We start from the raw sequence: 23,489 nt of genomic DNA, 5'->3' as shown, positions 1-23,489 counted from the left end.
TCAACATCGATAAAACAAGGTGTGTTGGTTCGCATTTTTGGCAACCAGAGGAGCATTTTGCATGTTCGAGTGCCAATGATTGCGTTTGCGCAGGTAAGATCGATATTAATCGATCCAAGGGTGTTTTGATAGTTATTTCCTGTTGCAATAGGATTTTTACCACCAAAGCTAACGTCCCATGCACCCCACTTAAAACTATTATTTGAATCAAGTCGGTGTCCACTTGGGAAGGTGATCGCATTAAGACGCGCCGGGAATTGAGAAAGCCCCATTTGGCGCCAATCACCAGCCCATGCAGCATTCGATTCCCGATCGAACATACCTATAAACATAAGACAAAGAAATAATATTCCAAGAAGCACAAATCTTGAACGTTCTTTCATTTCATCCTCCTCGGTGTAAATTGGGTCTCTCGGTCCAAAATTTCCGTTAGGCAAGGCTTCTTATTGCTTTCTCACCAGTACATCTTGTTGCGTGCGCGTTTTCGTTATCCTGCAGTCATTAAAAACCTCATCAATATCAGTGTACGATAGCTCAATCTGGTTGCCATTTCGGGCAACCTTGCCCTGCATTGGAAGAGTTTGATCGGAACAATGTCTAAGAACACTCTCGGTCTGTAGTACCCGAGCAATTGGTCCCCTCTTACCTTACCGCTAAACACAAGTCTGTTGTTGGCCCAGATTTCGATCTCATTCCCCCAAACCCTTATATGATGTAAGTGCCCTGCATGGCACCACGGACCTTCCTGGGGATGCATATAGCACCAGTCTCCCGCCGGTCTTGCGGCTTTGTCAGGAGACTGAGCCAAGCAAGGAAGCGCAAAACTAAATACAGCAATATAGTAAAGTACTTTCCACCAGCCATCAGCACCCGCTCTTATATGGCGATCAATCCCAAATCGATTACTAAAGGATCTCTCCCTTTTTATTTTCGAGTCTGTTGTCCCCGCTATTTTACATCTCTATTCTCTTTTTCTGCCCCGACCGGGACAGTTCCATTACTCTTTTCAATCTGCAAGCGTCTTCTTGCATTTCCATTCCCCTTTAATCATACAGCATACCGGTGTATGCACTGAACAATACTTCCCGCTGCCAGTAGGGCATTCTTGTCCCTTTGCTTTGGCCAATATTTTATTTGGCATTAAATCGCTAACTGTGTTTATGGCTGTGCAATCAGAAAGTACTGAGTTCTCGATATACTGTGGCTCTTTATTAATGTCTTGTGTTTTAATTTTATCCTGTGCGAAGGCAGTTACTGACATAAGCGAACCGATTAAAATTATTAGAAGTGAGCATTTTAAAGGACTCTTCATTTCATCTCTCCTTTCTCAATAGTCATTTTTTTCTTCCTTAAAATATGTGTTGGGTTGGACATCGCTACCTCCACCACACGTTGTTGAAAAACAAAAACCCCGCTCCTCACTTTAAGAAACGGGGTCATTATTCTTCCATCGACACTCCCTGGTTAAAGGTTGCTGTCAAGAAAACGTTGTTATTTTTCCTAATTTTCATAATCAATAATTACAAAAAAGTCAATAAATTTTAAACGCCTTTTTATTGATTACCGTTTGATATCTTCTATTTTTTTCACATCGGAACTTTCACGCTTACAGGAAGCACTCCTCAAATTTCTTTAACACCAGGATCTGCCCTCTTTAGATGCGGATAGAAACGATCACAAAATTTTCCAATTGGTGCTCTGTTATTACTTGGCCGATGCCGGGGTCAGGTCAAGCACATCTTCCTGGTCCCCCTTCAAGGGGACGGTGACGATCGCCGGCGCATCGAGATTCACTTTTTTCAGGTCAACCATTCGTAACCGGCGATTGTTAATTGTATGGAAAAAGTAACGGCCGTTGGTCAAATCGGCCGCCGAAGTCCACACCGTTTCACCGTACATGGCCTTGGTCTCATCCACAACGGTTCGATGGGCGCCCTTCGGGATGTCAAACTGGTTGAGGATGCGGAAAGCCTGCCTTATCCCTTCAAAGGCCGTTTTAGCCTGAGGCGATTGGGCGGTAAGAAATGTGGCCCTTACAAATCGTGAGGGAGGAGTAAAATCCCCCGGCAGTCCGTGCATCCCGGAGCCTCCTCCCAAGGGAGACAGGTTCAGGCCCATGACGTCCCGCGGCTGGATTTCAACCGGGTTCAAATTAACGAAGTTCCGAAGGTTCTGAAGATGCCAATCAAAGGTGGGCGAGTTGGTGAGAATTCCAATCGGGTTGTCGTAGATGATGCGCTTTCCCCCCAGGTATTCGATGACCAGACATTTCCCCGATTTATCATGGACGATATAATGAAGCGGTGCAACAAAGCCCCATGGCCCCGCCTTGACGGGAACGACCATGACTTGATCGAGAGAGGCCTTCACCTCCTCGACCGTGGCGAACCGGGACAGAATCCAGGTAATAAAATCATGAGGGGCGATCGAGCGCGACGCCTTTGACTCTTCAAACTTTTCATAGCCGGCGAATCCCGGATGGAAGAAGGCCCCCGCACCCAGGCCAGCCTCGTTTAAGCCATCCGTCAACAAGGGTAAGCCCAATGAATCCATTCCCACGATTCCGTATTTGGCCTTCCACTTATGACCGTGAACTGCGGTGGGCGTTTCGCCTGTAAACTCGATACCCCGGGGGACGATAATGATATTACTGAAAAACATGGTGGGCGAAAATTCAAGGGTGCGGGCGTAAATCATGGATCCGTCTTTCGGCATGAGACGGATTCCCGTGCACGCCGATGACTCCTTCAGAGAGGCTGCAAAAATACACAAACAGCAAATCAAAGTAACCACCGCTACTCCAAGACGTGTTTCTATCTCTTTTTTTCTCATTTCCTGCCTCCGATCGGATGGAATTTCGAGCTTTCCTTTTTTGATGGTAAGAATTTAAAATAAAATGAAAAAGCGGTCAAGAGAAAAAAAGAAAGGGGTGACTTCGAACCATTCTTAAACAATGGAGAATCAGCCATAAAGGAGTTTGCCTTCCTCTCTGCTTGCCAGGCTAAAATTCTAAAAGGAACTTTAAGAGCAGGCCGACAGATTGCCCGTAAATTCTTCCATTTTATCCTTTACAAAAGGACAGAAATTTAATTAAATTGTCCTTGGTTAAAGGATAAAACCACGTTTATCGGTACTCTCTGGTTTATATTCTTAATGGCCGCCGGGTGACCGGTTACGACAATAGAGAAAGAAAAGGCGACGGCACCATGCAAAGAATGAAGAGGAAAATCCTATGATTTATGGAGCCACTAATAACCCGCTTCGACCCTTACCAGACGAAATCAAGGCCATTGCGGCCCTGGGTTTCGATTACCTTGAACTCTGCCTGGACCCGCCTAACGCTTTGCCCGAGGAGCTTCAAGGCAGGGTGGCTGAAATCAGGTCTGTCTTAACCAGTGAAGGCCTTGGACTGCCTGTAGTCCATCTCCCGACCTTCATTTTTCTTGCCGATATCTATCCCTCAATCCGTGAGGCTTCCGTGACCGAGGTATTTAAGGCTTTGGATTTAGCAGCGGAAATCGGAGCAGAAAAAGCAGTCCTCCATCCGGGATATCTGACCGGCCTGATGCCTTTGACACCTGATATCGGCAGGAAATACGCAGCAGAGTCCCTGGGTAAAATTCTCGAAAAGGCCACCGGGCTTGGCATAACGATCTGTCTTGAGAATATGTTTCCGCGAGCGGGCCATATGGTTCGCCCTGAAGAATTCAAAGAAGTTCTCCGCCAGAATCCCGGATTGATGATGACCCTCGACCTGGCCCATGCCAATATCCGTTCTCCTAAAGGCCAGGCCGCGGCCTTTGTCAAAATGGCTCAGGGACGGATCGGGCATGTGCACATAGGGGACAATAACGGCCAGGAAGATGAACATCTGCCCCTGGGCGCGGGACGGGTGGAGGTGTCTGCAGGATTAAGAGCAATTAAAGGCTCCGGCTACGATCGTACGATGACCATTGAGGTTTTCTCGCCCGATCGGGACTACCTGGCTATGTCATTAAAGAAGGTAAGGACTATCTGGGATCACACCCAGCCATGAACACGGGGGGGGCATTTCATCTATGACTTAAAGTTATATTGTTAGAACGCAAAACGTTTAAAACTGGCTAACATCGCGGTGATGTCGATCGCCCCTTTGCAGCCTCCCACCATCTCCGCCGCCTTGGCCACGATCGCCTTGGGCGCCATCTTCTCCAATGCCTCAAAAGAAAAGTCTTGTCTTTTTAAGGTTAAAAAAGCAGGGATCGCCCATTAATTGAACCGCGGAACATTCTAATTGTCAAAAGGAGAAATAGATGAAGGTTGAACTGAATGAACTTGAAGCGCTTACCACAAAAGCCATTAAAAAGTACGGGTATAACGACAGTGAGACGACCACCATACGGGAGATGCTGCTGTATGCCCAGTTGAGGGGCAACAATCAGGGCGTGGTTAAGCTCATCGGCAAAGGCATCCCCAAAGATCCGAAGGCCGGGGAGGTAGTGATTGAAAAGGAAACCGCCCTGTCGGCCAAAATAAACGGAAACCAGAACCAGGCCATGGTCGTGGTCAAGAAGGCTCTGGACGTGGTCCTGGAAAAGGTTAAGGCTTGCGGGGTAGGGATCGCCGGGACCTTCAACACCTCCACCTCTTCCGGCGCCATCGGATACGTGGCCGCAGAAATTGCCAGGCAGGGTCTGGTTGGGATGGTCTTTGCCAGCTCCCCGCCGCGAGTGGCCACGGCCGGTTCCTTTCAGCCGATTTTTGGAACGAATCCTCTGGCCATCGGGATTCCCGCAAAGCCCGACCCGATTATTCTGGACATGTCCACCGCCGCCATGGCCTTTTACGGGCTCGTTGAGGCCCAGACGGCAGGCAAACCCATTCCCGGTGATGTGGCCTATGATCCATCAGGCCGGCCCACCACCGATCCGGCTCAGGCGATCAAAGGGGCGATACGATCCTTTGACCGGGGTTATAAAGGGGCCGGACTGTCTCTGATTATAGAAATTCTGGCCGGGCCGCTGGTCTGCGCAGCCTGTGCCGGAGTCGGCGACCCCGCCAAGAATTGGGGACATCTCGTGCTGGCCATTGATCCCAATCTCTTCGGAGACCGGGATGAATTTATTCGTAATGTGACCGCGCTGATCGAAAAAATCAAAGCCACGAAAAAGCTTCCAGGCATCGAAGAAATCTTCGTGCCCGGAGAAAGAGGCAACCGCCAGGCGGCCGAGATCCGGGCCTCCGGAAGGATCGAGGTTGAGGACAATCTCCTGGAGGAATTGAGAAAAGCGGCCGGCTGAATATCAGGTTTTATCAAACAGGGGTGCTGCCCAATTCCTGGGCAAGGGATCATTTACAACAGGAAGGGAAAAATGAATAATTATTTGTGGGCAATCGCGATCTTTATGAGTCTGTTTGCAGTCCAGCCGTCAGGAGCGGATCAAACCTCCTCAATCGAATTCTATGGTTCCGGGAAAATCCTGCCTAAAAATCTTCCGATCTCCGAAGCGGTTCGACACGGGAATACGCTCTTCCTTTCGGCACAAATCGGAAACCTGCCTGGCACCTTTACATTGGTGCCTGGTGGAGTGAAAGAAGAAGCAAAGCAGGCCATGAAAAATATTAAAACATTAGTCGAGGCTCACGGCTACTCCATGCAGGATCTGGTGAAGTGCACGGTGGTCCTGGCCGATATGTCGGAATGGACAGCATTCAACGAGATTTACAAATCCTTCTTTACGGACAAATACCCGGCCCGGAGCGCTCTGGTTGGCAGCGGGCTGATCTTGGGAGCACGTGTTCAGGTTGAATGCCTCGCTGCCAAAGAAAAGTGACAGGGTCCGATCGGAAGGTTTGTCCCGGCGGATCGGCCAAGGGACAGCCTTCCGCCTTGTCCGTCTTTCGATTGAACAAGGAAAGATTTTTCATCTCCCCCATACATGTCCACTCCTAATAATTTTAATTGCAAATTACTTCTAAAATGTAGTATAATGCAATTAAGATGAAAACCTTTGACCAATTCAGAATTCGGCAGGCCGAGATCGCCCAGTTAATCGTTTTGCAGTGTCTGTTCTCACTCAAAGAAAGCCGGGAAGTTTTTTTCCAGGGGGGTACAGCCATTCGCTGGTTCTATGGAGGCTTACGATTTTCCGAGGATCTGGATCTGGTTTCGCCCTGGTCCTCAGAGAAGGCCGCCGTAATGGTCGATTCGGCCGCCGAGCAGGTCCGACGGTATATGGTGGCTAATTTCGGTCCTGGAGACTTTTCCCTGAAACCTAAAAAAAGTCGAGACGGCGCCTACCGGGCTTTTTTCGATTTTGCCCCCTCCGAAAAGCGACAGAAGGTCAGCGTCAAAGTGGAATTCGAACAATTGGCCGGGGTCATGAGGCCAAACACTGATAAAATTATCATGCAATCCGCCCCGGCTGTGGCCTATTTCCTGCGTGAAGCCGGTTTCGGGTCAGCGGGTGCGGCGGTTATCATTAATGTGGAAACGGCCGAAGAAATCCTGACCGATAAAATGCGGGCGCTCATGGAACGCCCTTACACCAAGGGGCGGGACTTTTTTGATGTCTGGTTCCTGACCAAAACACTGGGAGTTCGGCCGGACCCCGGGGGGCTGGACCGTAAGCTTTCCATGTATGCCGTCCCCTTCACGGAAAAAACTCCTGCCGCTTTTTACGCCGGACTGGATAAACTCAGCACCGGGGATCGAAAAGCCCTAGCCGGCGAAATACACCAGGACCTTTCTCGATTTATCGAGGCGCAGACCCTGGAAGTCCTGGCCCGTGAAAATTTTCGGGATCTTCTTTCCGCCGTGCAGGAAGCCTTCCGGCTCTGCCTTCGAACTAACCACTCAAGACCCAGGGGTCACCGCCAAGCATGAAAATGAATTGAAGGTGTAAAGTTTTTATATTTGCAACTTGAGACTTGAGACTTGAAACTGTATTTTCAAATTAAAACCAGAAAAGGTCCTTGATGTCTGCCCGATCTCTTTCGATGACCGATGTGCTGCGCCGTCTTCCGGTGCCTCTGTTTACCGTAGCGGACGTTGCTAAGTTCGTTTCCGATGAAAACGTTTTTCTTTTTCGGGCCGCCCGAAGGAGATATGTTCAAAAAATTGCCAACCGGATCTACTGGAATGTCTTGTTCAGCCCCCAGCCCCCTTCGGTGGAGCGAGTGGCCTGCTTTGCCCGCCAGCCGTCATATATCTCCGGGGAGTGGGCCCTCAATTACCATGGGATTATACTGCAAGTGCCCACCGTCTGCACGGCCGTAACCTTGTCCTCTGCCGTCGGCCGGCGAAACAGGATTATCTACCATGAGTTTACCATCGAATACAGCCGTATTCAGGAAGGCCTCTATATGCCCGATCAGATCCTTAACCTGGATGGGATTCTGATGGCCACCGCAGAAAAGGCCTTGCTTGACACCATCTACCTGCGCCACAGACTACCACTGGGAGGGGAATTGGAGCTGGATGATCTGGATCCCGACCGACTTCGATCTCTGTCCTCCTTTTTCCCGCCGAGTGTTGTCCGAAGGATAGAAAAACTGGATTTACAAAGTGGAAAGTTACTCACGCCTTGACCGCCATTCGCTGAACCCAATGAACCCGGTGGCTGCGGGTTGCTCCACTTCGAGGCAGAGTTCAATGGATTCTTTAACTCACTTCATCTGGTGGAGTGCAAGAAGAAGCAAAGCAGGCCATGAAAAAGAAGCTGTCAACGCCATTTTGCTCTATTTAAACATGAGCGGCTTTACGTAAAACCCCTTCAGCCCATTGATTAAGGCTTTTGCCTGAGATTTTTGCCATGGCGAGAGCTTTGGCATGTATCTCAGGAGAAACGCGGAGCATCATCTTTCCGGTAAAGATATTGTCTCTATTTGATAGCAAAAATTTAAATTTTCTATTGACTTTTTTCACCTTTACTAATATTTTAAAGAATCTATATGACTGACTAATCAGTCATATTGATTCTTTAAAAGAAACCTCGCCATAATATTTTTATTTTAATGATGGAGGTAAAAACCATGGGAAGGAAAGTCATCATCACCTGCGCGCTGGTCGGATCGGCGACCCGAAAAAATCAGAACCCCAATACACCTTATACCCCGAAAGAATTGGCCGAGGCCGCCCATCTGGCCTATAAGGCCGGGGCGGCCATGGTCCATGTCCACGCCGTCGAGGACGACGGGACCAACTCGACCCGTATCGAGCGCATCAGGGAAAGTCATGAGGCCATCAAGGAGAGGACCCCGGAGCTGATCGTCAACATGACCTCGGCCCTGGGCATGGGGGCCACACCGGAACAGAGGATCGCTCAGATCGAACAGGTACGGCCGGAGATGGCCTCGCTTAATATGGGAACCATGAACTTTGCAGCCGTAAACCGGAAGACCGGCGAGGTCATCGTGGACTATACCTTTGATAATACCTTTTTTACCATCTCCAATCTGGCCAAGATGATGCAGTCCATCGGAACCAAACCGGAACTGGAGGTCTATTCTTCGGCCGGTATCGATAACTATTATTTCCTCTCCCCGGGCGGAATTTTCACCGATCCGGTCAATTTCAATTTCGTCTGGGGCGTCTGCGGCGGAGCGGCCTTCCGGCCCGGATCCTTTGTGGCCATGGTCGGGGCCCTACCCCCGGGGGCTAATTTTTCCACCTGCGGCGTGGGGATTGAAGAATGGCCGGCCATTACCCAGTCCGTCCTTTGCGGCGGCCATGTGCGGGTCGGTCTGGAAGATAATATCCGGATGCCTAACGGGGAGTTGGCCAAGGGTAACTTCGAGTTGGTTGAAAATGCCGTGCGGATTATCGAGTCTCTCGGCTGCCAGCCGGCAACGCCGGATGAGGCCAGGAAGATATTCGGCATTACCGTAAATTAAGAAGATCTTGCCCGATAATTTTTAACCAGGGGGGATCATCAATGGTTATAATTCAAGTAAAATCAAATAAATATAACCTCGCGTTTCCACGGACAAACAAGTTCAGAAAGACCTTTTCTGCCCGGCCCAAATCAAAGCCATGCGAGAATTTTGTCAAAAAAGGGCTGAAAAGTTCTCAGCCCTTTACTGACAAAGGCGAATCGGCCAAGACCTCCAACCCGCCGGAACTTAAAAAACTAATTTAAATTAGATAATTACAGGCTTTAGAAGAAGGCGCTTTTTTTCATCATACTCTCTGATGAAGTCGATTACACCCTTAATAAAATCATTCTCTTCATTACTCATTTCTTCAACGGCGAATTCCATGCCTTTTATATATTCCGCAGACACATCGCCAAGGTCACCTTTTTCCGCTTCAGTTTTCATTTCGTTCAATACTTCTTTGGCCAAATCAAGATTAAATTTTGTCATACCTTTTCCTTAATTCGAATAGAGAAATTATTTCCTTAAATCCAAACAATAACTTATTATTACTTAAACAGCCGCTGGTAAAAATAACGATAAGCGGATTTCTTTTTAGCGTGTCCTGAAGCAAATGTCAAGGTATCCTTGAGAATTATGAATTTGACTTACGGAAATATTTTTCGATCATGGGAAAGGGGAATAGGACTCTTCCCTTGGTCAGACGTCTCTTGGTTTCAGGAGGGGTAACGGTTCCCACGTAACGAAAGGGGCTATCCGACGCTTGAACCGGCCCAGATCATCGTAGTACATGACATCGAAAACATCTTCATCCTTTCCGAAATGCTGGTTAGCCCTGTGCAGGGGGTCGTAAGATGGGATGATTCCGATGTTGTCCTGAGCCAGAAGCCGTTTGCGAACGCCCTCTGGGTTGGCGATGGAAATAGGGAGATTGGCCTCGTGAATCGCCAGGAACATGCGCATCGTCTCCACCATTCTGCCGATTGATTCGCCCCGCAGCTCAACCTTGAAACCCTCTTCCCGGTACAAGGACGGGCGCGAAACCGTAAGGCAAAAATTGAGGATGCCAGATCCATTTTATCCGGACACCTTCTTAAGCAACCAGGCCATTCGTTGTCCAAGGGTTTTAACCATCTGAATCCCTTCTTCGTCTTTTTCCACTTCCCCTATATTCCTGCCGATCCCGATACCTCTCCCCACAATGATCATTTGCCCGGCAAGATAAAAGTGATTCATGGAATCGAGAGTGTGTATACCCCCGGTACGACGTAAGGCTACTACAGAAGCCCCCACCTTATTTTTATACAGGCCTCCATTGGCCAGAGAAACAAAACCAGCCCGATCAATAAGGGCTTTCATCTCAGCCGTAACGTCGGCAAAATAAACAGGCGAACCCAGGATTATCCCATCGGCCATAATCATTTTTTCGATGCATTCATTGGCAAAGTCGTCTTTGACCGAACAACGCCGGTCCTTATTTTCAAAACACTTATAACAGGCGATACAGCCATGAATTTTCTTCCCGGACAACTGGACCAATTCCGTTTCCAGCCCTTCTTTTTCAAGTTCACGAAAGACATGGTTAATGAGGATGGTGGTATTGCCTTCTTTCCTGGGGCTGCCATTAAAAGCCAAAACTTTCATGTTTTTTCCGTCCTTTCAGATTTATTTACAGTCGGGCTAAAGCTTCTCCCACTCTTCTTTGGAGATTTCAGATTGCCGTAAAATTCTTAATAAAAACTCCTTGCCAATATCTTTGTGGAGGCCCTTGATGAGAACATCCCTTTTGACCAGACCGAAGGAAGGCATCAGGCGGCTGCCTGTTTTTTGATCTCTATTTCGATGTTTTCAATTCGGGGAATAGGGAGGTTTTTATAAACGCGAATCAAAACCCACTCCTCAAGAATCTCCTCCAATTGGTTTCTGCACTGCTCCAGTGTAGGAGCATTTGAGTAAACACCAGGCACTCGAGAATCTCTCCATAATACGTCCCGTCATCTGGGAGAATTTCATCTTTGGCGTGATCCAAGGCTATCTGCATGTACTTCCTGATCATATCTTCTCCTTCCTTACTACGCTCCGGCTAACCTGGCGCGCCAATGACCTTTATCGCCTAGAGCCGCAGAGCTTCTCGCGCTCAGGTTGAGCCGGCTGTTATGCGGTTTTTCTTTTTCTCATCGGAGCGTGGACAATTCCCAACAACCCATCAATGGAAATGTCTTCATCCAATAGTGGCCAGTGTATTCCATATCCAGAAGGTGAGACTTCGAAGGTTTTCCTTTCTATTTCAGATGCCATTTCCAGTAATGGAGATATATTTTTTAGTTGAAATCTCCTTGTCGCTCCATCAATGGTAGCCTCAAGAAAGTCTCCATGGAATTTAATTTCTCCAATATCATGATATTTATTCATTGCTGTCGCCTCCTCTGAAAATCATCCCATTGTAACTCAATATACTCAAAATGATCATATATTATTTTTCTTATCTGTCTTTTATCTTTCTCAGACATATTGTATGAAAGGGCTTCCTCAATATCGAATGTTTCCCGGTCCAACCAATATTTGCACTCAATTTCGCCCTTTCGGCAATGAACATGAATTGGCTCATTTCCCTCGTTTGCGTAGGAGAACAATCTCCAGCCAAGTATAGCAAGTATTGTGGGCATGGTCTATTTCATGTATTATTTTTGGCTAATAACATATGGCTCAGTGGGGGTCAGCTTTTTCGGCGATCCACTGTGCAGCCAATGGTTCAAGTAAGCCGCTGTGCGGCAGAACCCTTTCTTCGTAATCCTTCCAAAAAAATCTCTTCAAAAATCCATTCGATAGAACGTATACCTCGATGTCAAGTATGATACTTTAAAACCTCTCCTCATGGGAAGGGGAATCCAACCTTTACCCTATAGGAAATAGGTTTTACCTTCGGCAACATTACATTAAACTTGTCATTGATATCCTTGGCATCCTTCAGGTCTACCTCGTATTGGGCAACAGCTTGATCGAACAACTCACGGAGGCGCTGCATGTCGACTTGGTAGTAGTCATCTTTGAGATGCTGAACCACAGCGTCTGAGCCGAGACTGAGAATAAAGTTGTACGTCGCCTTCACCTTGCCTTGGCTATCTATCTCTTCTGCGTAGAGTCCGAAGGAGTGCAGCATCGAGTTCCGCAGTTGGTATACGAGGTTGGCATCGGGCTCGGAGAGACCGAGATAACGCTTGCAGAAATCTTTGTACCGAACACCGACGGTGACACTGCCTGGGCCGCGCGTCTGATCCGTGCCCACGAGGAACTTACCAAGAAGGTCTATACCGGCCAGAATGGCCATAGTTCCGGGCCAGAGTGCCTGACAGTTGATGGGAGCACCGCTCAACTTGTCTATGGGCTGCAAAAGTACTCCGGTGTTGGGATCACTGCCGAAGCACGTGTCAATGTCCCGCCTGAGAAGGTAAAGAGGACTCAATGTTTCACCTGGACACGGCGCGGATCGAGGGCTGCGGAAGAACCAGGTAAGATTCGACATGTGTCCTCCTAACCTTGGCCTAACTTTCAAGTTCACTGTGCCGAAGATACTCAAGCGGCGAGAGCGGCATACTCGACCTCCTTGAGGATGTGAGGGCCAATATAGGGACTGAGCGATTCCAAAGTGACAAGTTCAATTCTATGTTGTAAAAGCTCCTCCAGAAAGAAGGCCAGTTCCATGAAGGTATCAAAAGTCTTTTGTCCTGGGTCGAATTCGACCAGCAGGTCTATATCACTGTCAGGGCGTTGCTCTCCGCGAACAAAAGAACCGAAAAGTCCAATTCTTTTTACTCCCAGTGCTCTCAGGTGAGAACGGTTCTGATCGATCGCGACCATAAGGTCCTGCTTTGTTTTGATCATAGTTGTATTCGTAATCCTTCGGCCGCGGAGGTAAAAGGCTAACAGTTATTCTAAAGTCTCTTTATAATTCCTCAACTCAAAGGATTCTGGGGATGTAACCAAAAACCATTGACCTCTGGATTGACGGCCAGTGGTCAACCAAAAACTTCCTCAGGTTCCTCATAACTTATTATAAAAGATAAATATTATCTTGACAAATTATTTTTGGTTCATCTCCAAAAGAGTTGGGGAAGATCGAAGGATTTATGAGGCAAGTATTCGAGGAGGGTTCGGGCGGGTGGGATGTTTTCCCCCTGCGGGCCTGCCGCAGGGGGAAAATAAAGAATCTGTTGAATCCATGAAATCCGTGTCAAAAATTATTAAAAGGCTAACCTGATACCAAATCCTTAAGGTTCACCCTACTTCAACGTTACAGCGGCAAACAGTTTTTGCTCTCCCCTCAGAATGAAGAGCAGGACGGTATCCTGGCCCTTGACCTTTTCGATCTTTTGAACAAAATCATCGGCATTCCTGACCGGTTTCCGATTGACCTCCTGGATGACATCGCCTTGCCGCAGGCCAGCCTCAGCGGCCGGGCTGCCGGGTTCCACCTGGGCCACCACCACCCCGCCAGCCTTCTTCAAACCGAGCCCCTGGGCGATTTCCGGAGTAAGGTCCTGGACAGCCAGGCCCAGGGATTTATGGGAAGAAGGGCTCATGGCCCTTTCGGCCTTTTCCTGCAACTCTCCCACCTTCAAGGAACGGTCCATGGTTTTCCCCTCCCGTGCAAGCTTCACCGTAACTGTTTTGCCCACCGGGGTCCCGGCCACGATCCTGGGCAGTTCTTTGGAATCGGCCACCGGCTGGCTGTCAAATTCCAGGATAACATCTCCCTGCTGGAGGCCGGCCTTTTCTGCCGGGCTGTCTGGTCCAACCTGGGCAATCAGGGCACCCTTGTTTTCCTTAAGACCGAACGACTTGGCCAGTTCCGGGGTCACTTCCTGGATGGACACACCCAGCCAGCCCCGGGTTACCCGGCCCTTGTCTTTAAGTTGACCGGCGATCTCTTTGGCCATATTGATCGGAATGGCAAAACCGATCCCCTGGCCTTGGGCCATAATGGCTGTGTTGATACCCACCACTTCCCCCTTCAGGTTGATCAGGGGGCCGCCGCTGTTGCCGGGGTTGATGGAGGCGTCCGTCTGAATAAAATTGTCATAAGGCCCGGAGCCGATCACCCGGCCCTTGGCACTGACGATACCGGCGGTGACGGTCTGTTCCAAACCGAAAGGACTCCCCACAGCAACCACCCAGTTCCCGACCTTCATCTCTTCCGAGTTCCCCAGTTTGAGGGAGTGAAGACCTGTGGCCCCTTCAATTTTGATGAGGGCCAGGTCGGTCTTGGGGTCCCGCCCGATAACCTTTCCCTTATACTCCTGTCCGTTGCTGAGCTTTACCTTGATCTGATCGGCTTCTTCAATCACATGGTTGTTGGTCAGGATATAGCCGTCCGGGCTTATGACAAAACCGGACCCGACACCCCGCTGCGCAAAACCTTTAGGAGGATTCCCCGGTGAAGGGGGTCCGAAGAAATCTCCAAAGGGATCCTTGTCTCCAAAAGGGAATCCGTGAAAGTCATGAAATCCCATCCCGACGTTTTTTATTTTCTTGACTACCTGGAGGTTGACTACCCCTGGACGGACCTTTTCGGCCAGGTCACTGAAGTTTGCCGGGACCATGGGGGGCTGGGTCAAAGTCGCCCCGGCAGAAACGGCTGCATTGGAATGTTTAACGGCCAGGGAGACCCCCAAGCCGGTACCGGTTAAGGCCCCGATCATGACCAGGGCGATGAAAATTTGCTTGAATCTTTTTTTCGGTTCCATATTTTTCCTCCCTAATTGGTGGTGGATGTTCGACGGCATCCTGGTTTATTATGGTTGAATGATAAACCCGGAAGCTGACCGGAAGCTGACCGGAAGATTACAAGTTGGTAATGTTGGGGGGTTATCAGGTTTGACGGGTCATAAAAAGTCAAAAAAGAGCCCATTCCCGTCATTCCCGTGGAAACGGGAATCCAGTGTTTTAATCAGTGCGAATATTCTGGATTCCCGCCTACGAGGGAATGACGAGTTTTAAATAGTCTTCAGGCTCGAAGATGACGGGACTTGGGCAGGGTGACGGTGAAGGTGCTGCCCTGGTTCAAGAGGCTGGTGATCTGGATGTCTCCGCCGTGGGCCCTGGCAATGGCCCTGGCCAGGCTCAGGCCCAATCCGATGCCTTCCTGGGACCGGCTCTGGTCACAGCGATAGAACCGCTCAAAGATGCGGGGAAGTTCTTCCTGGGAAATACCGATCCCGGTGTCCTGGACCATGATTTCCAGGTCTTCCTCCCGTTCTTTAAGGGAAACGGTGACCAGGCCCCCGGGCAGGGTATATTTAATGGCATTATCCAGAAGATTGGAAAGCAGCCGCTGGATCATCCGGGTATCGCCCTGCAAACGGCTTTCTTCCGGCATCTCACAGTCCAACCGCACCCCTTTATCTTCCGCCGTGGGCCTGAACAATTCGCAGGCTTCCCGCACCAGAGCGGTCAGATCGATCGCTTCTACTGAAAAGGTGCCCATACCCGATTCGGTCTTGGAAATGAGCAGCATGGTATTGGTCATATCCAGAAGACGGTCGCATTCCTCGATGGTGCCGGCGGCCATGGCTTCATATTCGTTCAAGGATCTGGCCGTGGTCAGGGTGACTTCGGCGTGTCCGCGAATACGGGTCAGGGGGCTTCTCAAATCATGGGTGATATGATCGTTCATTTCTTTGATCTCGGTCAGCAGGATCTGGATGCGGTCGAGCATCTGATTGAAGGTCAGGGCCAGTTGATCGATTTCATCCCCCCGGCCTTTCACCGGGACCCGTTCTTCCAGGGTGCCTTCGGAGATCTTTCGGGCCGTGCGGGTCACCGCTTCCACCCCGGAGACGGCCTGCCGGGCCATGAACCAGCCCAGACCGGCGGCCACCAGGATGAGGAAGGTCATGGTGATGATAAAGATCCCTTTAAAGGCGGCCAGAAAGCGGGAATAACTCTCCATGGCCTGACCGACCTGCAAGATGATGCTGGGACTGATCATGGCATAGAGGATACGGACCTTTTCCGGGTGATCGGGGATAGTCATGGTTTCAAAGACGGGGGTTCGGGCTTGCAGCATTTCCCGTATAGCCCCTTCGGTAATATAGATATTTTTCCAGTAGGCCATGTTGGATGAGGAAAAGACCTGCCCGTTCAGGGAAAGGAAGCGAAAGAAAACCTTTTTCTCGCCGGCGGCCTGGGCCTCCACGAAGGCCACCCGTTTAACGGCCTCCACCCCCTCTGCGGAAAGCAGTGTAGAGAAGCGGTTGACCTGTCCTGAAAGCTCCCGGTCGGTCTGTCCCTGCATAAAGGAAGTGATGAGCATATAGAACAAGAGAAAGGCCACACAAGAAGAGAGGGTAAAGATCCCGGCATACCAGAGGGTCAGGCGGAAGGCCAGAGTTTGGCCAAGATTAATCGGTTTCTTTAAGGACATAGCCCACTCCCCGGAGGGTATGGATCAGTTTCCGTTCAGAATCCCGGTCGATCTTATCCCGCAGCCGGCAGATCCGGGCTTCGACCACATTGGTCCGGGGATCGAAGTTGTAGTTCCAGACATGTTCCATAATCATGGTTTTGGAAACCACCCGGCCGGCACTGCGCATCAGATATTCCAGCAGGGAAAACTCAATCGGTTGGAGGTCGATCTTTTTTCCCCCCCGGCTGACCTCCCGGGTCAGTAGATTGATCGACAAATCGCCGACGGTCAGACGGGTGGGTTCGGAAGCTCCGCTGGCCCGGCGGATCAGGGCCTGCACCCTGGCCAGAAGTTCGGAGAAGGCGAAAGGTTTGGTGAGATAGTCATCACTTCCGATCTGCAGGCCCTTGACCCGGTCGTCAATAGAACCCCTGGCGCTCAGGATGATGACCGGTGTCCGTACTTTCTCTTTCCGCATCGTTTCAATGAGGGATAACCCATCCCGTTTGGGGAGCATAATGTCAATGATGGCCGTATCGTAAGGTTCAGTCAGGGCCATATCCAGACCGCTTTCTCCATCCAGGGCATGATCCACGGCATAGCCGGCGGCTTTCAATCCCTTTATGATGAAAGATGCGATTTTGACATCATCCTCAACCACCAAGATACGCATATTCAACCCCCAATGTTCAATAAGGTTTTTTTCCATTGACAATGATAATAATTTTATTTAGAAATTTCAATAAGATTTGGAGACCAGGGATGTTTTGTTCAATCCCGCCTCTCACGGGATTGAACAAAGATGTTTCTCTCTGCGTTCTTCGCGCCTTTGCGGTGAAAAAAACTCTCTTTTCAAACAACTAAAGTGTTACTAAAATTCTCTGTGTTGTCAGGTAAAAAGGAGGCGACATGTTTATCGGTCATTATGGTGTCGGTCTGGTCCTTAAGAAAAAAGCCCCGGATGTTCCTCTATGGCTCCTCTTTGCTTCCGTGCAGTTCGTCGATATTCTGGCCTTTGTCCTGGTGATCCTGGGCATAGAAGGGATACAATATCAACCCCATGCCAACCCCTTTCTGAGAACAAATATCGAATATCTTCCCTATTCCCATTCCTTGTTTACCAATATCCTCTGGGCCGCGGGCGTCTTTTTCATCTTTTGGAAGTGGAAGAATAGAAGCTGGGGCTTCATCCTGGCCTTGGGCGTTATTTCCCACTGGTTATTGGACCTCATGGTCCATACCCCGGACCTGCCGCTCTTTTTCAATCAATACAAGGTGGGGCTGGGCCTTTGGGTTTTCCCGAGGGCCTCTTTCATAATCGAGGTTTTTATGGTTCTGGGGGGCGCTTTTTATCTTTATCGGGCCTCCCATTGGTCTCTAAGGGCCTTCCTGTTAATCGGACTCATCCTCTTCAGTTATTACCAGATGCTTTTTACCCCGGAACCTGCATTCATTCGGACCAATATGCCCCTCAGGGCCTTGATTGTTCTGGTGAGCTACCTGGTTTTCATCACTTTGGCCTTCTGGAGTGAAAGGGGAAAAAAATACTTGACAGAAAAAGGATAATCCAATAGTTTATTTTAACTCTGCAAACATAAAAAATATCATAAAAACAATAAGTTAATTTATAGCAAGGAGCAGGAAACGATGGCCCTGAAAACAGGCAAGGAATACCTTGATTCGCTGGAGACCCTTGGGCTGGAGGCCCATATCCTGGGCCGAAAAACCGGAAATCTGTCCGATCACGGCCTGGTGGAACCCTCCAGGCGGGCCGTGGCCTTCACTTATGATTGCGCCCATGACCCGGAAACCCAGGCGTTGTTCTGCGTCGAGTCCGCCTTATGTAACGATACCGTGAACCGCTTCACCCACCTCCATCAGAGCACCGAAGATCTGGTCAACAAGGTTAAAATGCAGCGTTATTGCGGCCTTCGAACCGGTTGTTGCTTTCAGCGCTGCGTGGGGCTCGATGCAGCCAATGCCATCTACAGCACTACCTTTGAATGCGACCGGAAGCATGGGACGGATTATCACCAGCGGTTTAAGGACTACTGGAAATGGATTCAGCAGCAGGACCTGCTGGTCGACGGGGCCATGACCGATCCCAAAGGGGATCGGGGGAAACGCCCTAAGGACCAAAGGGATCCGGATCTGTACCTGCGGGTCAAGGAACGCACACCGGATGGGGTGGTGATCAGCGGGGCAAAATTGCATCAAACCGGCATGCTCAATTCCCACGAGATACTGGTCATGCCGACCCTGACGCTCAGGGCCGGCGAGGAAGACTGGGCCGTCTGCTGTGCCGTACCGACCAATGCCAAGGGTATCCGTCACATCTACGGCCGCCAGACCAGTGACACCCGGAAGCTGGAAAAATTCCTTACCGATGTGGGCAACATCACCTTCGGCGGCCAGGAGGTGATGACCGTCTTTGAAGATGTTTTTGTACCGAAGGAGCGGCTTTTCCTGAACAGGGAAACGGATTTTTCCGGGGTCCTGGTGGAGCGCTTCGCCTCTTATCACCGGCAAAGCTACGGCGGCTGCAAGGTCGGGGTGGGCGATGTCCTTATCGGGGCCGCGGCCTTGATGGCCCGCATGAACGGCGTGGCCGAGGCCGGTCCGATCAAAGATAAAATCGTTGAGATGATCCACTTGAATGAAACGATCTATTCCTGCGGGATAGCCTGTTCCGCCACCGGAGCCAAGACCCCGGCCGGCAATTTTCAGGTGAATTTACTTTTGGCCAACGTCTGCAAACTCAATGTCACCCGTTTTCCCTATGAGCTGGCCAGGCTGGCGACCGACATCGCCGGCGGGCTTCTGGGAACCATGCCGTCGGCCGATGATTTTGAGGACCCCATCACCGGTCCCTATATCAGGAAATATCTGGCCGCCTCTCCGGAGACCCAGGTCATAGATCGTATGAAGGTGCTCCGTCTGATAGAAAATCTGGTGGCCGGGGCCGGGGCGGTGGGCTATCTGATCGAGTCCATGCACGGAGCCGGGCCCCCGGCCGCCCAAAGGATCATGATCAGCCGCCAGGCCGATCTGGAAGGCAAGATCGGACGGGTTAAAAATTTGTTGGGAATAGGATGAAAGGAGTTTATATGGCAGAAAAGGTCTATCAACCCGGAGAAAATTATCAGTACCCATTGATTATCAAAAAATTGCTCAATACCCCCTTGATTTATTCGCCGGAACGGGAAATTGTCTATGCCGACAAGAGCCGCTACAACTATACCACCTTGAATGAGCGAATCCACCGGCTGGCCGGCGGTCTCGAGCGGCTGGGCATCAAAGCCGGAGATACGGTGGCGGTAATGGACTATGACAGTCACCGCTATCTGGAATGCTTTTTTGCCATACCGATGATGGGAGCGGTGTTGCAGACGGTGAACTGGCGGTTATCAGCCGAGCAGATCATCTATACCATCAACCACGCCGAAGCCAAAATGATTATTATCAATGCCGGCTTTTTACCGATCCTGGAAAATATCCGGAAGGACCTGAAACGGGTCGAAGCGGTAGTGGTGATCGTTGAGGACTGCCCCGTCCCGGAAACCAAAATGGCCCTTACCGCCGAATTCGAGGAAGTCCTCCGATCGGGCTCTTTTCCCTATCTCTTCCCGGATCTTGATGAAAACACCAAAGCCACCACTTTTTATACCACCGGAACCACCGGCAATCCCAAAGGGGTTTATTTCACCCACCGTCAATTGGTGCTCCACACCTTCTCGGTTTCGGTGATGATCGGGAGCTTTCAACCGGTCGGGTGGTTCAGATCCGATGACGTCTATATGCCCCTGACCCCCATGTTTCATGTCCATGCCTGGGGTTATCCCTATGTGTCGACCCTTCTGGGCGCCAAGCAGGTCTATCCTGGCCAGTATGAACCGGAAAAGATTCTGCGCCTGATCGAAAAGGAAAAGGTTACCTTTTCGCACTGCGTGCCGACTATCTTGCGAATGCTTCTGACTTGTCCGGCCGCCGACCAGGTGGATCTGTCCCGCTGGAAGCTGGTGGTCGGAGGCGCCCCCCTGCCCAAGGGACTCGCCAAGGCCGCCCAAGACCGGGGAATTACCATTCAGGCCGGGTATGGCATGTCGGAAACCGGCCCGGTGATGACCGCGGCCATCCCCAAAGAAAGCATGCTGGATTGGCCGGAGGATCAGTTACTGGATATCACCATAAAAACCGGCAAGCCCATCCCTCTGGCCGAAGTGGAGGTGGTGGATGACTCGGAGCGCATCTTACCCCATGACGGGGCTTCCAAGGGGGAGGTGGTCATGCGATCCCCCTGGCTGACCCAAAGCTATTTTAAAGAGCCGGAGAAGACCAAAGACCTCTGGCGTAGCGGCTGGCTGCACAGCGGCGATATGGGCTGCATCGATCCAAACGGTTATCTGCAGATTACCGACCGCATCAAGGACGTGATAAAAAGCGGCGGCGAATGGATCTCCTCCCTGGATCTGGAAAATGCCTTGAGCCAGCATGAGGCCGTCCTGGAATCGGCGGCCGTGGGTATTCCGGACCCCAAGTGGAGTGAAAGGCCCCTGATGGTGGTCACCCTGAAACCGGAATACCAGGGCAAGGTCAGCGAAGAGGAATTGAAACAGTTTATGAAAAAATTTGCCGACGAAGGGAAATTACCGAAATACGGCCTCCCCGACCGCTATGTCTTCGTCGATACCATTCCCAAAACCAGTGTGGGGAAATTGGACAAAAAGGTGATCCGGAAACAATACAGCTAACTATGTTCGGTGATAAATTAGGACGCTGATTTTCGCCGATACCCGCAGATAACTATTCTTTTTGGATTTTGGAATGGGTTTAAATCCGCAATCCGAATTCAGAGTAATCTGCGTCCAAAAAGGAAATTCCTATACCATCAAGTTATGATGAAATTGAGAGATCTAGGTTTTGACCAATGGTTTGAGGCACATGTCGATGACATCCGCCACGAGGATCAAGGCATTGCACGCGTGTCAGCAGTTGATCGCAATTCCTACATTATCAGGAATGAACTCAGAGAGATTCCTGCTGAACTTGCGGGAAAGTTCTATTTCCGTGTTGAGTCATCGGTCGAGCTGCCATGCGTCGGCGATTGGGTCACCGTGCAGTATCACAATGATGACACCTCAGCAATCATCCATGGGGTCTTTCCACGAAGGACGTTTTTACGCCGAAAGCGTGCTGGCATAGAAGTGGACTACCAGATGATTGCAGCCAACATTGATATCGCTTTCATTGTCCAGTCCTGTCACTTTGACTTTAATCTGCCCAGACTGAATCGGTATTTAGTAATGGCAGCCGACGGACAGGTTGAACCGATTGTCATTCTCGCCAAAACGGACTTGATCTCCCACGATGAGCTGCAACAGAAGCTTGCGGCTATTAGACAGGCTGGCATCACGACCAGGGTTATTGCACTCAGTACCATAACGGGCTCCGGGTTTGACGAATTTCACCAGGTATTAATACCGGGTCGAACCTATTGCCTGCTTGGATCATCCGGAGTCGGCAAGACTACACTGATCAATCATCTGATTGGACGGGATGATCTTGATACTAAAGCTGTCAGTGGGACAGGAGAAGGCACACACACAACAGCGCGTCGGCAACTGATTGTTCTTGATAAAGGCATTATGTTCATTGATACGCCTGGAATGAGAGAATTAGGCCTTCTGGGCGCCAGTGAAGGAGTAAACAAAGGGTTTGAAGATATTATTGAGCTTTCCATGGCTTGTCGCTATGCCGATTGCAGCCATACTCAGGAATCAGACTGCGCAGTTCTTAATGCAATTACAAACGGCGAGTTGAGTGAAGAGCGCTATTCCAGTTATTTGAAACTCAGGAAAGAGTCAGAGCACTATGAGATGTCGTACTTGGACAAACGTAAAAAGGACAGGGCATTCGGACGCTTCATTAAGACAGCAAAGAAGAATATGAAAAGATGATGGCTGAGCAAAACTGTGCACACTGTGGCTTTCGGGCCAAGTATGATAACAACCCCAGATCGTTTCTGGGGCGACTCTGGCGCTGGCATATCAACTTCTGCCCCGGTTGGAAGAGCTACTTCACTTCTCTATCCCCAGAAGAAAAGGCTAAATTGGCCGAGCAGTACAAATTCAAAAAAAAATGATCCGGAGATTGAAATGATTGTTAGAAAAGAAACAAATGCAGACATTGATGGGATCACCAATGTCACAATAGCTGCCTTCCTGACCCTCCCAATCAGTAATCATACTGAGCAGTACATAATAAATGCATTACGTGCTGCAGGGGTGCTGACCATCTCGCTTGTGGCCGAAATTGATGGGCGAGTTGTCGGCCATATAGCTTTTTCACCTGTAACAATTTCTAACGGCGAAAAGGATTGGTATGGCCTCGGGCCAATTTCTGTATTGCCGGAATACCAGAGGCAAGGCATTGGAAAAACACTGGTCAAGGAAGGGTTGTCTTTGCTGAAAGAATTGGGTGGCCAAGGTTGCGCACTTGTGGGAGATCCAAACTACTATAAGCGATTCGGTTTTCATAATTTCCCAGAACTGATTCTTGAGGGAATTCCGCAAGAGGTTTTTCTTGCCTTGCCGTTTACCGAAAAGGTTCCACAAGGCATTATGGTATTTCATAAAGGGTTTTTTGCAAATGGCTAACTATCGCTTCAACCCAGGGCGCAGGTGCGCTGGATGATTTCATCCTTCATGGCCGGAGAAAGGTCGTTGAAGTAGGCGGAATAACCCGAGACCCTGACTAAGAGATAGGGGTAGGCCCGGGGATCGTCCCGGGCAGCGATCAGGACGGCGGGATCGATCACATTAAGCTGCACCTGCATCCCTCCCCGGCGGAAATAGGTCCGGATCCAGGATGGATTTTTCCGGACAGACTCCCTGACAGGTAAAACAGCGCAGACACCGTTCCTGGTAAAAGGCGATCTCCCTGCCGGTTTTATGCGATTCGGGATTCTGGCACCAGGCACAGCGCAGGGGGCAGCCTTTGAAAAACAAAGCCGTTCGAATCCCCGGTCCGTCATGGATGGAGAAACGCTGAATGTCAAACAAGAGGGCTGTTGATGGAAAGGATATCATAACTGGATAGTATAGGAAATTCCTTTTTTGACAATGGTCAGGCTATAGACGGTTAAGGGGGGGGAGAATAATATTTTATTTATGGAATCATATGGTTATAATACGGACCCGGGATGGGAATATTTTATCAATGGGGAGAC

Annotated in this window: 27 protein-coding genes; 12 read left to right on the top strand and 15 right to left on the bottom strand. The window is 49.9% G+C overall.

Translation table 11 applies throughout. The annotated features are described in order from the left end of the window. The 3 genes from HY879_19480 to HY879_19470 all read right to left on the bottom strand — a co-directional run. On the bottom strand, positions 1-383 hold a 383-nt coding region (locus HY879_19480), incomplete at its 3' end, for a hypothetical protein (GenBank protein MBI5605518.1). Between the two features lie 623 nt (positions 384-1,006). Further along, positions 1,007-1,312, bottom strand: a complete 306-nt coding sequence (locus HY879_19475; protein ID MBI5605517.1) for a hypothetical protein — start codon at positions 1,310-1,312, stop codon at positions 1,007-1,009. A 392-nt stretch (positions 1,313-1,704) separates the two neighbouring features. After that, a complete protein-coding gene (locus tag HY879_19470) occupies positions 1,705-2,832 on the bottom strand; it encodes a choloylglycine hydrolase family protein (GenBank protein ID MBI5605516.1) in 1,128 nt (375 codons plus the stop codon). 400 nt (positions 2,833-3,232) lie between these two features. On the opposite strand from HY879_19470, the gene HY879_19465 reads away from it, so the two are divergent. The 5 genes from HY879_19465 (at position 3,233) to HY879_19445 (ending at position 7,569) form a co-directional block, all read left to right on the top strand. Then, on the top strand, positions 3,233-4,036 hold the full coding sequence (locus HY879_19465) for a sugar phosphate isomerase/epimerase (GenBank protein ID MBI5605515.1): 804 nt from the start codon (positions 3,233-3,235) through the stop codon (positions 4,034-4,036). Between the two features lie 256 nt (positions 4,037-4,292). Continuing rightward, positions 4,293-5,279, top strand: coding sequence for an Ldh family oxidoreductase (locus HY879_19460; GenBank protein MBI5605514.1), 987 nt, complete (start codon positions 4,293-4,295; stop codon positions 5,277-5,279). Positions 5,280-5,351: 72 nt separating this feature from the next. After that, complete coding sequence (locus HY879_19455; protein ID MBI5605513.1) at positions 5,352-5,813, top strand: RidA family protein; 462 nt, start codon at positions 5,352-5,354, stop codon at positions 5,811-5,813. Positions 5,814-5,980: 167 nt separating this feature from the next. Beyond that, a complete protein-coding gene (locus HY879_19450; GenBank protein ID MBI5605512.1) occupies positions 5,981-6,865 on the top strand; it encodes a nucleotidyl transferase AbiEii/AbiGii toxin family protein in 885 nt (294 codons plus the stop codon). A gap of 92 nt (positions 6,866-6,957) precedes the next feature. After that, positions 6,958-7,569: a hypothetical protein gene (locus tag HY879_19445; protein ID MBI5605511.1), complete on the top strand. Its 612-nt coding sequence runs from the start codon at positions 6,958-6,960 to the stop codon at positions 7,567-7,569. Positions 7,570-7,723: 154 nt separating this feature from the next. On the opposite strand, the gene HY879_19440 is transcribed toward HY879_19445, so the two are convergent. Continuing rightward, complete coding sequence (locus HY879_19440; GenBank protein MBI5605510.1) at positions 7,724-7,840, bottom strand: toxin-antitoxin system HicB family antitoxin; 117 nt, start codon at positions 7,838-7,840, stop codon at positions 7,724-7,726. Between the two features lie 173 nt (positions 7,841-8,013). On the opposite strand from HY879_19440, the gene HY879_19435 reads away from it, so the two are divergent. Continuing rightward, positions 8,014-8,874 (top strand): 3-keto-5-aminohexanoate cleavage protein, encoded by an 861-nt coding sequence (locus HY879_19435; protein ID MBI5605509.1) that lies wholly within the window; start codon positions 8,014-8,016, stop codon positions 8,872-8,874. Positions 8,875-9,120: 246 nt separating this feature from the next. Here HY879_19435 and HY879_19430 read toward each other — a convergent pair whose 3' ends face one another. The 10 genes from HY879_19430 to HY879_19385 all read right to left on the bottom strand — a co-directional run bounded on the left by HY879_19430 (position 9,121) and on the right by HY879_19385 (position 16,934). Then, positions 9,121-9,345 (bottom strand): hypothetical protein, encoded by a 225-nt coding sequence (locus HY879_19430; GenBank protein ID MBI5605508.1) that lies wholly within the window; start codon positions 9,343-9,345, stop codon positions 9,121-9,123. Positions 9,346-9,555: 210 nt separating this feature from the next. Next, positions 9,556-9,813, bottom strand: coding sequence for a hypothetical protein (locus tag HY879_19425; GenBank protein ID MBI5605507.1), 258 nt, complete (start codon positions 9,811-9,813; stop codon positions 9,556-9,558). Positions 9,814-9,933: 120 nt separating this feature from the next. After that, positions 9,934-10,500, bottom strand: coding sequence for a flavodoxin family protein (locus tag HY879_19420; protein MBI5605506.1), 567 nt, complete (start codon positions 10,498-10,500; stop codon positions 9,934-9,936). A 510-nt stretch (positions 10,501-11,010) separates the two neighbouring features. Then, on the bottom strand, positions 11,011-11,268 hold the full coding sequence (locus tag HY879_19415) for a DUF2442 domain-containing protein (GenBank protein ID MBI5605505.1): 258 nt from the start codon (positions 11,266-11,268) through the stop codon (positions 11,011-11,013). Continuing rightward, complete coding sequence (locus tag HY879_19410) at positions 11,265-11,522, bottom strand: DUF4160 domain-containing protein (GenBank protein MBI5605504.1); 258 nt, start codon at positions 11,520-11,522, stop codon at positions 11,265-11,267. The genes HY879_19415 and HY879_19410 overlap by 4 nt, the downstream gene beginning before the upstream one ends. Before the next feature lie 206 nt (positions 11,523-11,728). Next, on the bottom strand, positions 11,729-12,379 hold the full coding sequence (locus tag HY879_19405) for a hypothetical protein (GenBank protein ID MBI5605503.1): 651 nt from the start codon (positions 12,377-12,379) through the stop codon (positions 11,729-11,731). A 50-nt stretch (positions 12,380-12,429) separates the two neighbouring features. Further along, positions 12,430-12,738, bottom strand: a complete 309-nt coding sequence (locus HY879_19400; GenBank protein ID MBI5605502.1) for a nucleotidyltransferase family protein — start codon at positions 12,736-12,738, stop codon at positions 12,430-12,432. A gap of 398 nt (positions 12,739-13,136) precedes the next feature. Then, positions 13,137-14,600, bottom strand: coding sequence for a DegQ family serine endoprotease (locus tag HY879_19395; GenBank protein MBI5605501.1), 1,464 nt, complete (start codon positions 14,598-14,600; stop codon positions 13,137-13,139). 260 nt (positions 14,601-14,860) lie between these two features. Further along, a complete protein-coding gene (locus HY879_19390) occupies positions 14,861-16,279 on the bottom strand; it encodes a HAMP domain-containing protein (protein MBI5605500.1) in 1,419 nt (472 codons plus the stop codon). Next, positions 16,257-16,934, bottom strand: a complete 678-nt coding sequence (locus tag HY879_19385; GenBank protein ID MBI5605499.1) for a response regulator transcription factor — start codon at positions 16,932-16,934, stop codon at positions 16,257-16,259. Before HY879_19385 ends, HY879_19390 begins: the two co-directional genes overlap by 23 nt. A 236-nt stretch (positions 16,935-17,170) precedes the next feature. On the opposite strand from HY879_19385, the gene HY879_19380 reads away from it, so the two are divergent. The 6 genes from HY879_19380 to HY879_19355 all read left to right on the top strand — a co-directional run bounded on the left by HY879_19380 (position 17,171) and on the right by HY879_19355 (position 22,917). Next, positions 17,171-17,827, top strand: a complete 657-nt coding sequence (locus HY879_19380) for a hypothetical protein (protein MBI5605498.1) — start codon at positions 17,171-17,173, stop codon at positions 17,825-17,827. 81 nt (positions 17,828-17,908) lie between these two features. Beyond that, positions 17,909-19,357: a 4-hydroxybutyryl-CoA dehydratase gene (locus HY879_19375; protein MBI5605497.1), complete on the top strand. Its 1,449-nt coding sequence runs from the start codon at positions 17,909-17,911 to the stop codon at positions 19,355-19,357. An 11-nt stretch (positions 19,358-19,368) separates the two neighbouring features. Then, positions 19,369-21,012, top strand: coding sequence for a fatty acid--CoA ligase (locus tag HY879_19370; protein ID MBI5605496.1), 1,644 nt, complete (start codon positions 19,369-19,371; stop codon positions 21,010-21,012). A 144-nt stretch (positions 21,013-21,156) separates the two neighbouring features. Continuing rightward, entirely contained in the window at positions 21,157-22,218 is a 1,062-nt protein-coding gene (gene rsgA / locus HY879_19365) for a ribosome small subunit-dependent GTPase A (protein ID MBI5605495.1), read from the top strand. After that, a complete protein-coding gene (locus HY879_19360; protein MBI5605494.1) occupies positions 22,218-22,403 on the top strand; it encodes a hypothetical protein in 186 nt (61 codons plus the stop codon). The genes rsgA and HY879_19360 overlap by 1 nt, the downstream gene beginning before the upstream one ends. Positions 22,404-22,416: 13 nt before the next feature. Beyond that, entirely contained in the window at positions 22,417-22,917 is a 501-nt protein-coding gene (locus HY879_19355) for an N-acetyltransferase (protein ID MBI5605493.1), read from the top strand. Positions 22,918-22,925: 8 nt separating this feature from the next. Here the strand turns inward: HY879_19355 and HY879_19350 are convergent, their stop codons facing one another. After that, positions 22,926-23,294, bottom strand: a complete 369-nt coding sequence (locus HY879_19350) for a hypothetical protein (protein MBI5605492.1) — start codon at positions 23,292-23,294, stop codon at positions 22,926-22,928. Between the last annotated feature and the right edge of the window lie 195 nt (positions 23,295-23,489).

The sequence above is a fragment of the Deltaproteobacteria bacterium genome (genome assembly GCA_016219225.1).
Lineage (GTDB): Bacteria > Desulfobacterota > RBG-13-43-22 > RBG-13-43-22 > RBG-13-43-22 > RBG-13-43-22.
Note: the sequence above shows the minus strand (reverse complement) of the source record. Positions and strands in the feature narration are given on the sequence as shown.

What these genes read in the sequence shown, in the direction of transcription:
- HY879_19475 (MBI5605517.1), bottom strand. Translation starts at nt 1,312, where the DNA reads ATGAAGAGTCCTTTAAAATGCTCACTTCTAATAATTTTAATCGGTTCG.
- HY879_19470 (MBI5605516.1), bottom strand. Translation starts at nt 2,832, where the DNA reads ATGAGAAAAAAAGAGATAGAAACACGTCTTGGAGTAGCGGTGGTTACT.
- HY879_19465 (MBI5605515.1), top strand. Translation starts at nt 3,233, where the DNA reads ATGATTTATGGAGCCACTAATAACCCGCTTCGACCCTTACCAGACGAA.
- HY879_19460 (MBI5605514.1), top strand. Translation starts at nt 4,293, where the DNA reads ATGAAGGTTGAACTGAATGAACTTGAAGCGCTTACCACAAAAGCCATT.
- HY879_19455 (MBI5605513.1), top strand. Translation starts at nt 5,352, where the DNA reads ATGAATAATTATTTGTGGGCAATCGCGATCTTTATGAGTCTGTTTGCA.
- HY879_19450 (MBI5605512.1), top strand. Translation starts at nt 5,981, where the DNA reads ATGAAAACCTTTGACCAATTCAGAATTCGGCAGGCCGAGATCGCCCAG.
- HY879_19445 (MBI5605511.1), top strand. Translation starts at nt 6,958, where the DNA reads ATGTCTGCCCGATCTCTTTCGATGACCGATGTGCTGCGCCGTCTTCCG.
- HY879_19440 (MBI5605510.1), bottom strand. Translation starts at nt 7,840, where the DNA reads ATGATGCTCCGCGTTTCTCCTGAGATACATGCCAAAGCTCTCGCCATG.
- HY879_19435 (MBI5605509.1), top strand. Translation starts at nt 8,014, where the DNA reads ATGGGAAGGAAAGTCATCATCACCTGCGCGCTGGTCGGATCGGCGACC.
- HY879_19430 (MBI5605508.1), bottom strand. Translation starts at nt 9,345, where the DNA reads ATGACAAAATTTAATCTTGATTTGGCCAAAGAAGTATTGAACGAAATG.
- HY879_19425 (MBI5605507.1), bottom strand. Translation starts at nt 9,813, where the DNA reads ATGTTCCTGGCGATTCACGAGGCCAATCTCCCTATTTCCATCGCCAAC.
- HY879_19420 (MBI5605506.1), bottom strand. Translation starts at nt 10,500, where the DNA reads ATGAAAGTTTTGGCTTTTAATGGCAGCCCCAGGAAAGAAGGCAATACC.
- HY879_19415 (MBI5605505.1), bottom strand. Translation starts at nt 11,268, where the DNA reads ATGAATAAATATCATGATATTGGAGAAATTAAATTCCATGGAGACTTT.
- HY879_19410 (MBI5605504.1), bottom strand. Translation starts at nt 11,522, where the DNA reads ATGCCCACAATACTTGCTATACTTGGCTGGAGATTGTTCTCCTACGCA.
- HY879_19405 (MBI5605503.1), bottom strand. Translation starts at nt 12,379, where the DNA reads ATGTCGAATCTTACCTGGTTCTTCCGCAGCCCTCGATCCGCGCCGTGT.
- HY879_19400 (MBI5605502.1), bottom strand. Translation starts at nt 12,738, where the DNA reads ATGATCAAAACAAAGCAGGACCTTATGGTCGCGATCGATCAGAACCGT.
- HY879_19395 (MBI5605501.1), bottom strand. Translation starts at nt 14,600, where the DNA reads ATGGAACCGAAAAAAAGATTCAAGCAAATTTTCATCGCCCTGGTCATG.
- HY879_19390 (MBI5605500.1), bottom strand. Translation starts at nt 16,279, where the DNA reads ATGTCCTTAAAGAAACCGATTAATCTTGGCCAAACTCTGGCCTTCCGC.
- HY879_19385 (MBI5605499.1), bottom strand. Translation starts at nt 16,934, where the DNA reads ATGCGTATCTTGGTGGTTGAGGATGATGTCAAAATCGCATCTTTCATC.
- HY879_19380 (MBI5605498.1), top strand. Translation starts at nt 17,171, where the DNA reads ATGTTTATCGGTCATTATGGTGTCGGTCTGGTCCTTAAGAAAAAAGCC.
- HY879_19375 (MBI5605497.1), top strand. Translation starts at nt 17,909, where the DNA reads ATGGCCCTGAAAACAGGCAAGGAATACCTTGATTCGCTGGAGACCCTT.
- HY879_19370 (MBI5605496.1), top strand. Translation starts at nt 19,369, where the DNA reads ATGGCAGAAAAGGTCTATCAACCCGGAGAAAATTATCAGTACCCATTG.
- rsgA (MBI5605495.1), top strand. Translation starts at nt 21,157, where the DNA reads ATGATGAAATTGAGAGATCTAGGTTTTGACCAATGGTTTGAGGCACAT.
- HY879_19360 (MBI5605494.1), top strand. Translation starts at nt 22,218, where the DNA reads ATGGCTGAGCAAAACTGTGCACACTGTGGCTTTCGGGCCAAGTATGAT.
- HY879_19355 (MBI5605493.1), top strand. Translation starts at nt 22,417, where the DNA reads ATGATTGTTAGAAAAGAAACAAATGCAGACATTGATGGGATCACCAAT.
- HY879_19350 (MBI5605492.1), bottom strand. Translation starts at nt 23,294, where the DNA reads ATGACGGACCGGGGATTCGAACGGCTTTGTTTTTCAAAGGCTGCCCCC.